This window comes from Cryobacterium roopkundense, from assembly GCF_014200405.1.
In the GTDB taxonomy this organism is placed as follows: domain Bacteria; phylum Actinomycetota; class Actinomycetes; order Actinomycetales; family Microbacteriaceae; genus Cryobacterium; species Cryobacterium roopkundense.
On the sequence record NZ_JACHBQ010000001.1, the window covers coordinates 1,629,317 to 1,645,742 of the forward strand.

Here is a 16,426-nt window from a genome sequence, read left to right on the forward strand (position 1 = left end):
TGTCGTTGGCTGCGGCCTGAAATCGGCTAAGCGGCGTTGCGCTCGTCTCGGTAGAGTGCACGGCCGATGATGTCGATGATCTTGGCGAGCTTGTCGTCGCTGGTGAGCGCCTCGGCGACCATCGCCGTGAAGTTGGTCCCCGACGACACGATTGCGTTTGTCACCGTGCTGCCCAGGTCAGGGCTCGCGAGGAACTGCTGCTCGCTGTTGACCTTGATCTGGGTGGTCACCTTCTCATTCTCGGCGACTTTGCCCTTCACATAGGTATAAAAGCCCATCATGTCGGCAGCCGTGAGGCCGTCCCCGTCGAAGAGCTGGTTCAGCTGGTTCACGGCCTCGAGCAGGCGCGCAAGAACCGGGTCCACAGGGGTCTTGGAGCCGGGGGCTTTGAGCGGGTCCAATTCCTCATCTCCGGTCAGACTGATGTTCTGCTGGTCGTGCTTCTTAATTCCGTACCCGATCATCGACACACCGGTGAGGTCGATCGCGCTGCGCCGTGTCTTCTCGCTGATCACGCGAGCCAGCGTCCGGTAGTAGATCGAGTGCTTCTCGATCGCCACGTCTTCAAAGTTGATGATCTGCGACAGAAAGTCGTATGCATTGATGAACGAGGTTAGGTCGCTGCGGAACAGCTCCAATCGGTCGACCTCTTCAAGGTCACCGGCCTCCGTCGCCGCGTCATAACGCTTGTTGAACCTGTCCTTGCCCGGTGCGATAGCGGCGGCGAGAGCGTTGTTACCCTTCTTGAAGACCTCGACGGATGCCGCAGCATCCACTTCGTGCTCCTCGTAGAGGTGCAGGGCGTCGAGCTTGCTCTTGATGTCGTGCACGATGTTCGGGTCCGACACTGCAGACAGGCGGGCGTCCTTGAAATACGGTTCGAACGACTCCCGAATGACCTCGGGATCGTTCACGAAGTCGAGCACATACGTGGTGTCTTTGCCCTTAGCCATCCGGTTCAGCCGAGACAGGGTCTGCACTGCCGTGACACCGGAGAGTTTCTTGTCGACGTACATGGCCACGAGCAGCGGCTGATCAAACCCGGTCTGGTACTTATTGGCCACCAGCATCACCTGGAAGCTGTCGGTCTTGAACGCTTCCGGAAGGGAGCGGCCCTTGAGACCGGTGTTCATACTCGCCTCCGTGAACTTGTCCGGGCTGAGGTCCTCGTCGAGCACCTCGCCGGAGAACGCCACGAGAGCGCGAACGTCCGTGTGTCCGGTGCGTTTGAGGTAGGCGTCGAAGGCGAGTTTGTAGCGCACGACTTCGCGGCGCGACCCCGTGACAACCATCGCCTTGGCCTTGCCGTTCAGGCGCCAGGCCACGTTTTCACGGTAGTGCTCGATGATGAGCGCAACCTTTTGGGTGATGTTGAAGTCATGCAGGCGAACCCACTGCATGAGCTCCTTCACCGCTTGGGTCTTCTCCACCAACGGCCCATCGGAGTGATACTCCTGACCGCTGTGAGCGAGCTTGAACGCAACCTTGTAGGGCGTGTAGTTGCGCAGCACATCGAGGATGAAGCCTTCCTCAATGGCCTGCTGCATTGTGTACAGGTGGAACGGCTTCGGCAGGCCCCCGTCGACGGAGCGACCGAAGAGTTCTAGAGTCTTGGCCTTGGGCGTGGCCGTGTACGCGAAATAGGAGATGTTCTTCGCATTCGCGCGAGACTCCATGTCAACAGCGAGGAGTGCCTCCATGTCGACCTCACCACCGTCGGCGAGGTCTGCGAGTTCGTCGGCGTTGAGAACCGACTTCACCTTGTTCGACGTGGTTCCCGTCTGAGAGGAGTGCGCCTCGTCGGCGATGATCGCAAAGCTGCGCCCCGCGAGGGAGCCTTCGAGCTTGGCTAGCTCGGCCATCGCGAACGGGAACGTCTGGATGGTCACGACGATGATCTGCGCGCCCTGCGTGAGCGCCTCAGCCAATCGGCTCGACTTCGACCCGCCGGTCTTGCTGTCGATGCCGATGACCACGCCCGTCTTGGAATCGATCTGCTTGATCGCATCCTGCAACTGCGTGTCCAAAACGGTGCGGTCGGTGACCACGATCACCGAGTTGAAGACCTTACTGCCATCGGCTCGGTGGAGCGTCGAAAGCTGATGCGCGGTCCACGCGATCGAGTTCGTTTTTCCCGAGCCCGCCGAATGCTGAATCAGGTACCGGTGCCCCGGCCCCTCCTCACGTGCTGCCTCGATGAGTTTCGTCACTGATTCCCACTGCTGAAAGCGCGGAAACAGCAGAGTCTCTTTCTTTTCAACTTCCCCGGTCACCGGGTCGATGCTCTTCTCCACTTGGAGGTGCATGAACTGCCCGAGGATGCCGAGCCAGGCGTCTTTCTGCAGCACGCGCTCCCAGAGGTACGCGGTCTCTGACCCGTCGGGGTTGACCGGGTTGCCGGCCCGCCCGTCATTGCCCTTGTTGAACGGCAGGAAGAACGTGTCCGGCCCCTGTAGGTGTGTGGTCATGAACACTTCACTGTTGGACACGGCGAAGTGCACCAGCGCACGGTGTCCGAAGGACAGCAACGGTTCGCCCTTGGGGTTACGGTCGGTGCGGTACTGCGAGATCGCATCCTGCACGCTCTGCGTGAAGTCTGTCTTCAACTCCAGCGTCGCCACCGGCAGCCCGTTGACGAACAGGACCAGGTCGATGCTCTTCTGGTTTGCCGTGGAGTAGAACACCTGCCGCATCACGCGCAGGCGCATCTTGCCGTAGTCAGCCGTAGTCGTGGGGTTCAACCCGTCAGCCGGGCGAAACTGCGCCATGCGGAACGAAGCCGGCGTGTACTTGAATCCGCGCCGCAACACCGACAACGTGCCACCCTGCACTCCGGCGACACTGTCGAACGAGGCATCGAGAGACTTTGCCAGCCGGTCGAGAATCGCGTTTCGCGCCTTCTCCTGAACGGATGCCGCATCACCCGGCTTCACGACCTTGGCCAACGCCTCGGGCTGGGTGTCGGCCAACCAGCCGAACACATCCTCCGGGAACAGCGCTCGTTCCTTGTCGTATCCGGTGCCCGTGGGAGAATACAGCCACCCCTGGGATTCCAGGTAGAGAGCGATTTCTTCTTCGAATGGTTTCTCGTTGTGCTGCCCCATTAGAGCCCCCTCACATCAATCTTCCCCATGACCGCCGCACTTATCAGTGCCTGACGGCGCTCCTTCAATACCTCGACAACCTCGCGTGCCTTACCAATGAGCGCGTCGATTCTGGAGGTCTCCAGGTCCAAAAAGATACCGATTTCCTTCTGAATCGATCGCGCCGGAACTGAGATCTGAATTTCCTTGAAATCCTCATAAGCGAGGTTCTGCATGCTGCTGCTGGTACCCACACGAAGAGCACTTACCTGATCTTTATAGGTTCGTGTTTGGAACCACCAGTAGGTGAAAACTGACTCGGAGCTGAATCCAAGTTGCCAAAGCTTGTCTGAGAGAAAAAGGTTGTCGTGTTCTTCTCTAACGAGCGCGGCAGACCCCACGAGTTCGGGGGAATTGGCGCGGTTGATGATTATCTTGCTTTTGCGCACAGGACAGGTGACGCGGGCTATGTCTTCGTCCAAAACAACTTTGTTATTCGAAGCATCGAAGATTCCCCTTGAGGCACTGCCTGTCTTCAAAACCCCGACCTCACCAGACTCCGCCGGCGTATTGATGGCATTCACGCTGGTACCAGATTCGCGATCAGCTACGAGGTGCTTCATCCGGGAGAGTAACCACCCCGTCGGAACCTTTCCGAGCCACGGAATCCCTGATTCGGTGAGTTCTAAAGCGGGGTCGAGGCCACGGGTGACGGCTTGGGTGATCACGGCTTGACGGCGCTCGGTCAGCGTCTCGGCTAACTGCTCCTGCTTGGTGATGAGCGCGTCAATCTGCCCGGTCTCCCGACCCAAATACTCCGCAATTTGCCTTTGCTCGGCGAGTGGCGGAATAGGGAGGGGCAGTGAAGCGAGTGCTGACTGCCCTAGCCCGACACGCGTCAGCCCATTCGATCGCGTAGCCAAGACGCTCTTCACGAAAGTTGAATCAAAGAGCCACTTCAAGAACAAACCGTCCGAATCTGGGTTCGTCCGAAGGATGGCTAAATGATACCCGTATATGACACCAGGCAAGTCTTGATCCGCGAATGCTGCAATGCCGATGTCATCGGCTGATTCCGAATCCTTGGTGATGGCTACGTCCCCTGCACGAACAGTAAAGCGCGCTATTTCTTCTGCACTCGCGGTTGCTTCCATGAAAGAGAGGGCGCTTGAGATTCGGTCGTTGTAATACACGTCCACGTAATTGCAGAGTCGGACCGCCAATTGGCCGTCATAGCTCTTCTTATCAACAGTGCTGGCGAGGCTCGTCGCAATATCTTTCAGGCGGCCTCGATTCCAGTGCGACGGAAGTTGCCCCATCCATGTAGCACTCTGGTCTAGCGCCGCTGACAAGCGATGGTCGTCATTCACGAGCGTTCAACTTCCCCAAGCAGAACGGTGATTTCTTGCACCAACTTGTTGAGGTCGGCGTCGATCTCATCGAGCGAGCGCGGCGGCAGGTATTTGTAGAAGTGCCGGGTGAAGGGGATCTCATACCCGACCTTGTCCTTGGTGCGGTCGACCCAGAAGTGCTCAACATGCGGGGCGATCTCGCGCTGGATGTAAGTGTCGACGTTCTCGGTGAGCGGCACGTTCTCTGTGTCCCGAAGGCTAGTGTCGGCAACCGGCTTGCCTTTGGTGTCCGTTACAACCGGCGCGGTCTCGTCTCGCTCGGCTAGCCCGGCGATGAGGGCCTTCAGCTGCGGCGCAGCGACGGTGACGCCAGCGGAGTCGAGTGCCTTCTTGATGTGAGTGGTGAACGCGGCGGCATCGGTTGTTCTCTCGGAGACGGTGCTGAGACCCAGGAGCGCGGTCTCGATCTGCTCTGCGAGGGTGGCGAGATTCTTGGCCGCCAAAGCGAGCTGCAGGCGCTCCGGGGTGACAGCCCAGCTGAACTGTTGGGGTCGTTCGACGGTGATAGTGGTGTAGCCGAAGTCGGCGGTGGAGAAGATTTTCGAAGCGTCAGCATCCGTTGTTTCGGCGCCGTTTCTGTTGTTGCCGTAGAGCTGGACGATGTGTTCGATTTGTTCGGGGCTGATGAGACGGCGTTTGGAGCCCAGGCTCTTGCGCATTTTGATCCACTGGTCGGTGGCGTCGATGAGCTGCACTTTGCCCTTGCGGCTGGTGGGCTTGTCGTTGTCTAGGATCCAGATGTAGGTGGCGATGCCGGTGTTGTAGAACAGGTCGGTGGGCATGGCGATGATGGCGTCGAGGAGGTCGTTCTCGATGACGTACTTGCGGATGTTGCTTTCGCCGGAGCCAGCGCCGCCGGTGAAGAGCGGGCTGCCGTTCAAGACGATGCCGACGCGGCCGCCGCCCTGAGCCTTTGGGCGCATCTTCTTCACGAGGTGCATGAGGAAGAGCAGAGATCCGTCGGAGACGCGGGGCAGGCCGGGTCCGAAGCGGCCGTCGTAACCGCGCTGGTCGTATTCGTTATGAACGAACGACTGCTGTTTCTTCCACTCGACACCGAAAGGCGGATTCGAGAGGCCATAGTCGAACGTTTTTCCGAGATGCCCGTCGTTGGTGAGGGTGTCGCCCCAAATGATGTTCTCGATGGCCTGGCCCTTGATGACCATGTCAGCCTTGGCGATGGCGAAGGATTCGGCGTTGAGTTCCTGGCCCACGAGGGTGAGGGAGGCCTGGGGGAAGTGTTCGCGCACGTAGTCATCGGCGACACTGAGCATGCCTCCGGTGCCGGCGGTGGGGTCGTAGACCGTGCGCACGGCGCCGGGAACGGAGAGGGACTTCTCGGGGTTTTCATCTGCGTGCTCGGTGAAGAGCAGGCTGACCATGAGGCGTACGACTTCGCGCGGGGTGAAGTGTTCTCCGGCGGTTTCGTTGGAGGCTTCTGCGAAGCGTCGGATGAGCTCTTCGAAGATGAGGCCCATCTCGGTGTTGCTGACCCGGTCAGGGTGCAGGTCGACGGCCGCGAACTTCTGGATGAGCAGGTAGAGCAGGTCGTTCTCGTCGAGGCGGGCGATCTGGGCCGGAAAGTCGTAGCGGTCGAAGATGTCACGCACGTTGGCAGAGAAACCATCAAGGTAATTGAGCAGGTTCGCACGCACGTTGGCGGGATCACCGCTGAGCTTCTCGACCGTGTACAGGCTGGTGTTGTAGAAGTCGTGCTTAGAGATGGCCGGGAGGAGCTTCTCGACTGGGATGCTGCCGTCTTTGTACTTGGCGTATTCGGCAAGCACGGCGTCTTTGGTCGGCGCCAGCACCGCGTCGAGGCGGCTCAAGATGGTGAATGGCAGCACGATCTTGCCGTAATCGGACTGCTTGTAGGTGCCGCGAAGCAGATTCGCGATCGACCAGATGAATGCCCCGTTGTTATTTTCAGCCATGTGCTGCGGTGTTTCCCCTCGAATTGCCTAGGTTCAGCCTATTGGGAGGGTGCGACAAGAAAAGGACCGACGCTCGGCTCATATCTATACAGTCACCCTGGACCGACACGAAGCCTCTACGGGAAAGAGGTCGAGGGCAATGAAACCGAAATTCAAGGTCAGCGACACAGGTCTTCCCCTGAACGCTGGCTCGATGGGCATTGCGGTCATTAAATTACCGTCACATCTTTAGTAACGGTAGATTCAAGCCCTTCCCCGGTGCGGATCCCCTCGCCTGCCGAGGACTGATCCTCAATGGCCAGCAACTCCAAACGGCTTGTTCCCGTTCCTGAGAGCGCGGTAACCGACGGGACAGAATCAATTTTATTGAGACAAATCTTGGCCTTCTGCTCGAAATCCTTCCGGTCGATCTTCGCGGTTAGCTGGTGGACTTTGGCTTCGTCGGCCTTGGCCCAGTTTTCGCGCCACGCTGTAACTGCACGCGGGATTGCTTCCGCGACCTTGGTTGGGTTCCTGACCAGGTAAATGAACATGGCCGCGAGGCCACCTGTTCCGAGCACGCCGTTCCAATTGAGACTTATCGATGCGAGCAAATCTAGTGGGGAACCGGCCGATAACCGGCGCACGGTCAACCCGGGAAGGCCAACTGTTTGGTCGGGGTTGATAGTGGCAGCGCAGAGCTTCCATAGGTCGTTGAGGGCGACCAGTTTCTGCGATATTTCGTCAAGGGTCCAATCAGAATGCTCAAATCGGACGGCCAAGTGCACCATGTTCTGCGAGTCGAACGTATCCTCCATGCCCGGTAGTCGTCGCTGGTTGAGTTGCTCACTGGCGAGCAGCAACCACTCGAGAGAGTAGACACGTTCCACGCGGCTTCCGAAGGTGATCCATTGTGGTTCCGGGAGAGTCCCGCTCTCGATCATTGCCCGCACGGCGACCGGTTCAAGACCGAGCGCACGCGAAACAACGCCTGTCGAAAGAAATGAAGCATCTTGCGTGTTCGCGGTAGAACCCATAAAGCGACGCTACTGGGTCTTTCCCTAGCCTCAAGACCATGGGGGACAAACCCCAGAGGCGTCCGCTCATCGCTTGGACCGGCAGATCCAGCCAACACGTCCGGAGTCCCACGCCTCTTGCAGATCGAGGCGGAGTGGGCATTATCGCTGCAGAAGTCACAGGCCATGCCGTTGCTGGCCACGATGTTCTCGGGCCGGGCTGCTCGGATGTTGCGTCTCTCAACTATTCGTGTTGGTTCCGGTCGTCACGGACCACGCCGACTGTGACAGACTCGTTGTCATCAAACACTTTTGGGTCGGGCGGCCGCTCCGCGATGCTCGTGACATCGCTGAGCAGCTCACATGGAGGGGCGTCGCGCTTGGCCTCGACCTACTGATCTACGATCCCTCTGAGGGCAGGGTGCTGGTCTCAAACTGAGCTCTGTATCGCAGCCGGCGTGTCGCGCCGGACCGTCGCGGGCATTGGAGGTGGCGCATCGGCCGCCACTAAGACTCCGGCCAATTCACAAAAACGCTTGGCGATAAGCTCGAGTTCGAAGTATAGAACTAAAGCTGTTAATGACGGGGGTGCCAAGTGGTCGATCAGATGCCCAACTGGGAAGGCTTCATGATCCCAACGCTTCACGTTTTGAGCGACGGGGTCGTTCGCCATTGGCGTGAGTTTCAGCCTCTGGTCGCTGACCAGGCGGCCCTGACAGACGAGCAGAGGCAAGAGATGCTGCCGTCGGGTAACCAGATCAAGTACGAGAATCGCATCGGCTGGGGTGTCTCGTTCCTGACGAACGTCGGCGCACTCACCCGTCCCAAGCGTGGGCACTACGGCACAACCGACGCTGGCAGGCAGCTCCTCTCGAGGTTCCCGAACGGTGTGAAAGAGAGCGACATTCGCATGCTCGGGAAGGATCCGCAATCCCCGATTCGTATCTATCAAAAGAGTGAGCGATCGACGATTACTGTCGATCCAATCGCTGTGTCCGACACGGAAACGATGACGCCCACTGAACAGGTCCAGAGCGGGGTTGAACGCATCCATGAGGAAGTGGCCGTGGAGTTGCTCGAACGACTCCAGGTGTCGCCCGTCGCGTTGTTTGACGATGGCGGCGTCATCGTGAGTGACGATGGCCGGGTGTGAAAAGGCCCCGCCGGTGGATTTCGGCGGGGCTTTCATCGTGATGGTGACGTGGTGGTCGTCAGGGGTGACGCGACCTCATTCGCTGTTCTCGGTGATCGCCGATTGTGCGGCGGCCAGGTCGACGATTGCTTTGTCGGCGGCGTAGGTCGCGATCAGCGCGGCGACGGCGAGGTTGTTGACCGCCCGTGGATACCCCCTCGAGGCGAGGTGGATCGCTTGGATGGCGTCGTCGGAGAACAGCGGGTCTGACCGGCCAGCGAATTTGAGGTGTTGCCGGATGTAATCGGTTGTGTCGGCGGCATTCATCCCGGTGATTGTGTAGCATGTGGAAATGCGTTGATCCAATGCCGCGAGCACGGCAAGTTTCAGGCGGCGCCGCAGGGTGGGTTGGCCGATGAGGAGCATCGCGAAGTGCGACCCGGTATCCATTGCCACGTTCGTCAACATGCGTAACGATTCCAGGTCGGTGTTGGTGAGCAGGTGCGCTTCGTCGATGACGACGACGGGCAGGCGGGCTCGTTCGTCGAGTTCCCCGGCGAGTAGCGCCGCGGTTTGCGAGGACAGCACTCCGGAGAAAAACGCCGGGGTCCCGCCAAGCGCCGTGACGATCTGAGTGTGGATTCCACGCATCGTGATCGTCGGGTCGGGGATGTAGATGATCTGGTGCCGGGAGGGTTCCAACTGGGCCAGGGCCGCGCGGACGGCGACGGTTTTCCCGGCGCCGACTTCACCGCTGATCACGCCGAGCTGGCGTTGGCTGACGCACCAATCGATGCGGGCGATCGCTTCCCGGTGCGAGGGGTGCGGGTGCAAGGCCTGCGGCGGAATATCGCGGGCGAAGGGCATACGCGTGAAGCCGTAGTGCGATTGCAGGGTGTCGATACTCATCGGGCGGCCTCCGAAACTGTCGGCACGAAGACGACCTTCCTCGCCGCCGGGGTGGATGCTTTCACGAAACTAATCGGTTCCCCAGCCATCGTGCCCTTGTGCCGGGTCTCCACCAGGCGCAGGTAGTCAATGCCGGAGGCCGCATTCCGGGCACCGGTGTCGGCCTCGTCAGCCGCCGCGGTCGCGGCCTTCTTGTGAACGTGCCGGCGAATTTCACTCAGTACGGCGATGCCGGCCGGGACGCCGTTCCCGGCCGAGACGGTGATCAGCCCGGCGAGGTCGAAGGGGTCATAAACCAGCTCCACTCGTTTGCCGACGAGGAGCTGATCCACTTGATACGTGTTGGACTGCAACGACACCGTCGCGGACTTCGTCACCGTGCGGATCGCCGACCACTGGAACGCCTCCGCAATGACGGTTTTCTCCTTCCGCACCGGGCGTCGTCCCGCCCAGCCGGCATCCCAGCGCTGCACCGGTGTTTGCCCTGTCGTCGAATGCGTGGCCTGGTGATAGACCATCTCCACCCACGACGTGAACAGAGCATTCATCTCTTCCAGCGTGGTGACCATGCTGCCCACCCCGGCATCTACTACGCCGGTCGTGGTATCGACGGTGGTGATCTCGGTGAGGAACTGCGAGTTGACGGTGTTGAAGAACCGCTCGATCTTTCCGCGGCCCTGCGGCCGATACGGCTTCGAATGCGTCAACCGGATTCCGAGGCGCGCGCAGGTCCGCGAGAGCGACTCATCAACAAAAGCGCTTCCGTTATCGACGTAAATCGTCCCGGGAATTCCGCGCGCTTCCAACGCCGGGCGGAGGGCCGCGGTGAGGCGGACGGAGTCTTCGGCGTAAGCCCACCGGCCCGCCGTCACCATCCTGGAGTGGTCGTCGAGGAACGCGAACAGATACGTCTTCCGCCCATTGATCCGCGGCCCGTGCAACCCGTCACCGACCCATATTTCATTCGGGTAGTCCGCTTCAAACCGGCCGAAAACCTCCCGCACCCCGGTCGAAAGTTCCAGCGTGCGGAAGTGCCGCAGCAGCGTCGACTCCGACGGAGCATCACCGAGCGTGTCGATCATGATGCGCCGCACCTGCGCCGAGGTGCGGGCGGGCCGCTCCCTCTTCAACGTCGCCGCCAACGACAAGATCTGCGCCGGCGTCACCGCGCCCTGCGCCCGGCCTCGGGGTCTCAACGCGTCGAACCCTCCGCGCCGCCACTGCCTGATCCACCGATCAAGAGTGTCCTTGCTGACCGTCACCGTCCCGCCGAATGGACCCGGATGCACCAGCCCTGCCAGCGCTCGAACCATCGGGCCGCGCTGCCGCGTCGTCACACTGTCATCGGCGGCGTCCCGGATCAGGTGGTAACGAAACAGCGCGATCTTCTCCGTCCGTCCGCGGCGCACCGCCGAAGCAGACGGCGGTCCCGCCGGCGGCGGCGGGACGAGCAAAGCATCGGCTGGCTCCGCTGGGGAAGCCCGCGGCGAAACGGGGAGCAATGCCGGGGAAAGTGCGGGCATGAAGAGTCCTCTCAAACAGTGAACACACCCATCACAGGGATATGGCAGGCGCTCCTGCCACTGTTGCCGCCCACCACGGACGGCATAAGGGCCAGTTGGTGTTGGGGACCGCCGCCCACCAGCTCCGGCAAAAAAACAGCCCGTTGGTCTGAGCGATCGCCACCTGAACCCACGCCACCGTGACGGTCGCGACGAACCGGCGAGCCAGCCCCCGTGCATACGCCATCAACGCCGACAACGCCTCACCCGAAACAGTCCCAGCAGGCCTTGGCCAGACGACCACCGCATCGGGAGCATCCCGCACCAACAACCCCGTGAACCGTTCACCCATCGCCGCGGCCGAAGCGGCGAAAGCACGCAACCAACCACGAACCGTCGAAACCGGTCTTCCGCAGTCCGCAGCGATCCTCCGATGACCCCAACCCAAAGCAGTCTTCGCCTCGATCGCCGCCGCAATCACCTCGGCGGTATCTGCTCGCCGCGCGGCCAACCGCACCTCCAGGAGCACATGCGTGCCCTGGCAGGCCGTGCACCGAGACCGACGCGGGCGAAGGCCCCGCGGCACCCAATCTGTGCCGAGGCCCTCACGGATCACACGCGCCCGAGCCCACCCCCACGGGCGCAAACGGCCACCACAATCGGGGCAGGCAACCCGCCCGACCCGAAGGTCCAACTCGACAACAACAGAATCATGACTTACCGTGAGCATCAGCGCGGCCTTACGCGTTAGAACGGCCCGGCGTGATCCTTCAAGATTGCACGCCGGGCCATTCGTCTATCCGGACATCGTCAGCCTGACGCCGCCGACAACCAGAAACCAAATCCAGGCGCACTAAACCCATCGTCACCGACCCCGACGCCTACGTCGTCACCCCACGAGACGCACAACACCAGGGTAAGGAACCAGGCTTCTTCGAGCAGGCAGTTGTGCAATTGTTGCTTGCCATGGGCTACGGAGGTACGACCGGTAGCGGCAGTGTCACGCAGCTGAGCAACGACGGCGGCATCGATGGCGTGATCGACCAAGACGTGCTGGGCCTCAGCCGCGTCTACATTCAAGCGAAGCGATACGCGGACAGTAACGTCGTCGGGCGACCTGATATTCAGGCCTTCGTAGGCGCCCTTAGCGGAAAAGCAGACAGCGGAGTCTTCATCACGACCAGCCGCTTTTCAGATGGAGCCCGCGTTTACGCCGAAGGTGTTCCAACGCGCGTCATTCTGATCGACGGTAAGCGCCTCACCAGCTTGATGATTCGTTACGGGGTTGGAGTCCAAGTACGCGAGACCTACAGGGTCGTTGAGATCGATGAGGACTTTTTTGCATGATCAGTGTCTTCGAAGCCAGTGAGTGAAGACATGCCGGGCTCGCACAAGATTCACCTCGGAAGCGACAGCGGCTTCTGCCTGTGCGGCGTCATTCGCCTGCGCCTCACTTCAGGCGAGCGGAATGATGTGGCGTGCCACCTCTGCCGCAAGAATGCATAGTGGGGTACGACCCCAAGAATCAGCGGCGCTTCGTTGAGGGCAGTGCCTTGCTCGAATGGTGCAACACCCCGGGGTTGACCACTGCTCTCTGGTCTGAGTGGGCATCGTGTAGCCCCTAAATAATGACTCGTGTTTTCAATCCACCCACCGCCGGCCAACGGATTTGCGCCACGCCCGTCTGGCAGACCACGCACGTTCCCACGACCCGAATGTTGCCAACTTTGCCAGCGCTTGGGCACTGCGGACCATTGGCCACAACGACCTGAATTGTCTTGGCAGGGAAAACATTCGCCCCGTTCCGCGCGGTTTCCTGTGACGCAGAGGCGTGCACCGAAATCTCTTGTGGGCCGCGGCGCACCTTCGTGACGAATGCGGAGGTGCGCGCGGTGACGGTGTCGATGCGGGTGATGAGCGCCGGCGACGGGTACAAGTACCTGTTGCGCACGGTCGCCGTGGCCGACGGGAACCGCTTGCCATCGACGCCGCTGACCCGCTACTACACCGAGCAGGGCACGCCGCCCGGCCGATGGATGGGCAGTGGCCTTCCGCGGCTCGGTGGGGGCTTCATTGTCGAAGGCGACGAGGTCACGGAGGAGCATCTTCAGCTCCTCATCGGATTGGGCCGCGACCCGGTTACAGGTGAGGCGCTGGGGCGGGCGTACCCGGTCTACCGGACTGCCGCGGACCGCGCCGCCGTGGCCCGAGATGAGGACGGTGCCGGCCCGGACCCCAGCGAGGGAGCATCCGCTGCCGCACCACCCTCCGAGGAGGAGCCAGCCCGAAGCCGGCAGCGCGCCGTCGCCGGCTACGACTTCACGTTCTCGATTCCGAAGTCGGCGAGTGTGCTCTGGGGTGTTGCCGACGCAGCCAAGCAGGCGCGCATCGCCGAGGCTCACCACTTTGCGGTTGCCGAGGTGATTGCATACATGGAGCGCGAGGTGGCGGCAACGCGTATCGGCGCGACGGCGCAGGGCGGCGCCGTCGCGCAGGTCGATGTGACCGGCCTGATCGCGACGGCGTTCGATCACTTCGACAGTCGGGCTGGCGATCCTCATCTGCACACGCACGTCGTGATCAGCAACAAGGTGCAGACCGTGCTTGACGGCAAGTGGCGCTCCCTCGATGGCCGGCCGATGCACGATGCCGTGGTGGCGCTCTCCGAACTGCACGAGACCCTGTTCGCCGACGCGCTCACGCGATCCCTCGGCGTGCACTGGGAAAAGCGAGAGCGGGGGCGGGATCGACACCCTGCCTGGGCGATAAGCGTCATTCCGGAAGCGCTCGTTGTGGAATTCTCGTCGCGGTCCCGGCACATCGATGTGGAGACCGACCGGTTGATCGAGGCATACGTCGGGAGCCACGGGCGTCGCCCGAACCCGGTGACCATCACCAAGTTGCGGGCACAGGCCACGCTCTCCACTCGGCCCGTGAAGCAGGTGCACTCGTTGGCAGAGCTCACTGCGGCGTGGAGAGAACGGGCCAGGCTCGTGCTCGGGCGCGACGTGTCGGCGTTGGTGAGTGCGGCATCCGCTCACCCGCCTGCGCCCGCGCTGCGCGCACAGGACGTGCCGCGCGATGCGATCGAGGCGCTGGCATTGAGCGTGATGACGGCCGTCGGTGAGAAGCGTGCAACCTGGCGGCACTGGAACCTCACGGCCGAGACAGCGCGCCAAACGATGCCGTACCGCTTCGCATCCGCTTCGGATCGAGAGGCTGTCGTTGGGCTCATAACGGATGCTGCCGAGCGCGCGTCCCTGCGCATCACGCCACCCGAGCTCGCCTCGAGCCCTGCCACCTTTCAACGCGACGACGGCACGTCGGTCTTCAGGGCGAAGCACTCTGTCGTGTTCACCTCGACCGAGTTACTGGAGGCTGAGTCTCGGCTGCTCGAGCGTGCCGCCGATCAGACCGCTCCACGAGTCGCGGCGACCACGCTGCGTTCGGCCGCGCGCACGAAGCTGCCCGGCGGGGGAGTGCTCGCCGATGACCAGCTCGCGGCACTCCTGTCGATCGTCGGCTCCGGCCGGGTCATCGATGTTCTCGTGGGACCGGCCGGTGCGGGCAAGACGACGGCCATGAGCGTGCTTCGGCACGCCTGGGAGAAGGCGCACGGTGCGGGCTCCGTCGCCGGGCTCGCACCCTCCGCCGCCGCCGCGACCGTGCTGGCGACGGACCTCGGAATCACCACCGAGAACCTGGCGAAATGGTGGCAGACCCATCTTGACCACCGAACGACCTTCCGGGCCGGTCAGCTCGTGATCATCGACGAGGCATCGTTGGCGGGCACGCTGCCCCTGGATCGGATCACCGCGTTGGCCGCGACTGCCGGCGCGAAAGTTCTGCTTGTGGGCGACTACGCCCAGCTCCAGTCGGTGGAAGCGGGTGGCGCGTTTTCGATGCTGGTGCACGAGCGAGCGGATGCGCCCGAACTCATCGACGTGCACCGCTTCGTGCACGAGTGGGAGAAGACGGCATGCCTCGGGCTGCGCCAGGGCAACTCTGAGGTGATCGGCCTCTACGTCGTGCACGACCGCCTGCGGGACGGCACAACCGAAGCGATGGCGGATGCCGCCTACGAGGCCTGGCACGCAGACACCCGAGCTGGCAAGGAGACAGTGCTGATCAGCGACTCGAACGAGGCGGTGGCAGCGCTGAACGTGCGGGCCCGCACAGAACTGATCCTCGAGGGCCAGGTCGATGCGCTGCGCGAAGTCGCCCTGCACGACGGAACCTGCGCCGCTGTCGGTGACACCGTCATCACCCGACGCAACGACCGCCGGCTCTATGCGTCGCGGACATGGGTGCGCAACGGTGACCGGTGGGCCGTGATCGACGTGCACCGGAACGGTTCGGTCGAAGTGCGACGGCACGGTCGGCGGTGGGGGAGCACGGTGCTGCTTCCCGCCGAGTACGTGCGCGACCACGTTGAACTGGGCTACGCGGTCACATCGCACCGGGCGCAGGGAATCACGACCGACACCGCGCACGTGGTCGTCGCGCCGAGCATGCCGCGCGAGAACCTCTACGTCGCGATGACGCGGGGTCGCGAGGCGAACACCGCCTACGTCGCCGTCGACCGGCCCGATGTTGCCCACGTTGGGCCGCGCCCTGGTGTCGATGGCGACGTGACGGCGCGCAGCATCCTCTTCGGCATTCTGCAGCACGTCGGCGCTGAGCTGTCCGCGCACGAGACGATTGCGGCGGAGCAGGATGCGTGGGGATCTGTGGCGCAACTCGCGGCGGAGTACGAGACACTTGCAGCGGCCGCGCAGCACGACAGGTGGGTGTCGGTGGTGCGCGACTGTGGCCTCTCGGCCGGTCAAGCTGACGCTGTAATCGCATCGGATGCCTTCGGGCCGTTCACCGCGGAGCTCCGGCGTGCGGAGGCCCTCAACTTTGATGTCGCAAGCATGCTCTCACGTGTGGTGGCGGTTCGCGGGTTCGAGGATGCCCAAGACATCGCGGCGGTGCTGCGAGCCAGATTGGCGTCGGTTGTTTCTCAGGACAGTGGAGCCGGCCGCTCGCGTCGTGCTCCGCGCCTCGTTGCAGGGCTGATCCCACGGGCGATCGGACCGATGGATTTGTCCATGCAGACCGCCCTCGGCGAACGTGCCGACTTGATCGAATCGCGGGCGAGCGCCGTCCTGAATGATGCGGTGCTCGCGGGGGAGACTTGGACTCGCGCGCTCGGTGTTGTTCCGCGAGGGGTGACATCCGCGGTGTGGCGACAGCACGCGTGCACGGTCGCGGCGTACCGGGACCGTTACGGCATCGTGGGCGGCCGACCGCTCGGTGCAGCACCGGAAACGACGGCGCAGAAACTTGACTCAGCTCGCGCCCATGCCGCGCTCCAGACTGCTCAGCATTTGGCGGCAGATTCTCGCACGGACGCGGCACCCGCACTGACTCCGGTGACCCGGGTGGCGGAGTACCTGACCCGCGGGTGACCCTGG

The 16,426-nt window shown here is 62.2% G+C and carries 9 protein-coding genes and 1 pseudogene; 4 read left to right on the forward strand and 6 right to left on the reverse strand.

Translation table 11 applies throughout. From position 1 onward, the window contains the following. Positions 1-26: 26 nt before the first annotated feature. The 4 genes from BJ997_RS07585 to BJ997_RS07600 form a co-directional block, all read right to left on the reverse strand. Positions 27-3,104: a type I restriction endonuclease subunit R gene (locus BJ997_RS07585; RefSeq protein WP_035838436.1), complete on the reverse strand. Its 3,078-nt coding sequence runs from the start codon at positions 3,102-3,104 to the stop codon at positions 27-29. Further along, positions 3,104-4,453: a restriction endonuclease subunit S gene (locus BJ997_RS07590; RefSeq protein WP_052542526.1), complete on the reverse strand. Its 1,350-nt coding sequence runs from the start codon at positions 4,451-4,453 to the stop codon at positions 3,104-3,106. Before BJ997_RS07590 ends, BJ997_RS07585 begins: the two co-directional genes overlap by 1 nt. Beyond that, positions 4,450-6,429, reverse strand: a complete 1,980-nt coding sequence (locus BJ997_RS07595; RefSeq protein WP_035838434.1) for a type I restriction-modification system subunit M — start codon at positions 6,427-6,429, stop codon at positions 4,450-4,452. The genes BJ997_RS07590 and BJ997_RS07595 overlap by 4 nt, the downstream gene beginning before the upstream one ends. A gap of 209 nt (positions 6,430-6,638) precedes the next feature. Then, positions 6,639-7,445, reverse strand: coding sequence for a hypothetical protein (locus BJ997_RS07600; protein ID WP_152602303.1), 807 nt, complete (start codon positions 7,443-7,445; stop codon positions 6,639-6,641). A 607-nt stretch (positions 7,446-8,052) separates the two neighbouring features. Here BJ997_RS07600 and BJ997_RS07605 point away from each other — a divergent pair. Continuing rightward, complete coding sequence (locus BJ997_RS07605) at positions 8,053-8,577, forward strand: winged helix-turn-helix domain-containing protein (RefSeq protein WP_244962578.1); 525 nt, start codon at positions 8,053-8,055, stop codon at positions 8,575-8,577. 75 nt (positions 8,578-8,652) lie between these two features. Here BJ997_RS07605 and BJ997_RS07610 read toward each other — a convergent pair whose 3' ends face one another. Next, a complete protein-coding gene (locus BJ997_RS07610; RefSeq protein ID WP_183323330.1) occupies positions 8,653-9,465 on the reverse strand; it encodes an ExeA family protein in 813 nt (270 codons plus the stop codon). After that, positions 9,462-10,988, reverse strand: a complete 1,527-nt coding sequence (locus BJ997_RS07615) for a DDE-type integrase/transposase/recombinase (protein ID WP_221243938.1) — start codon at positions 10,986-10,988, stop codon at positions 9,462-9,464. The genes BJ997_RS07610 and BJ997_RS07615 overlap by 4 nt, the downstream gene beginning before the upstream one ends. A 179-nt stretch (positions 10,989-11,167) precedes the next feature. On the opposite strand from BJ997_RS07615, the gene BJ997_RS21205 reads away from it, so the two are divergent. The 3 genes and pseudogenes from BJ997_RS21205 (at position 11,168) to mobF (ending at position 16,420) form a co-directional block, all read left to right on the forward strand. Beyond that, on the forward strand, positions 11,168-11,404 hold the full coding sequence (locus BJ997_RS21205) for a hypothetical protein (RefSeq protein ID WP_221243939.1): 237 nt from the start codon (positions 11,168-11,170) through the stop codon (positions 11,402-11,404). A gap of 475 nt (positions 11,405-11,879) precedes the next feature. Beyond that, a pseudogene (locus BJ997_RS07625) lies at positions 11,880-12,314 on the forward strand (restriction endonuclease); the annotation flags it as partial. Positions 12,315-12,871: 557 nt separating this feature from the next. After that, on the forward strand, positions 12,872-16,420 hold the full coding sequence (gene mobF, locus BJ997_RS07630) for a MobF family relaxase (RefSeq protein ID WP_052542276.1): 3,549 nt from the start codon (positions 12,872-12,874) through the stop codon (positions 16,418-16,420). The last annotated feature ends 6 nt before the right edge of the window (positions 16,421-16,426 follow it).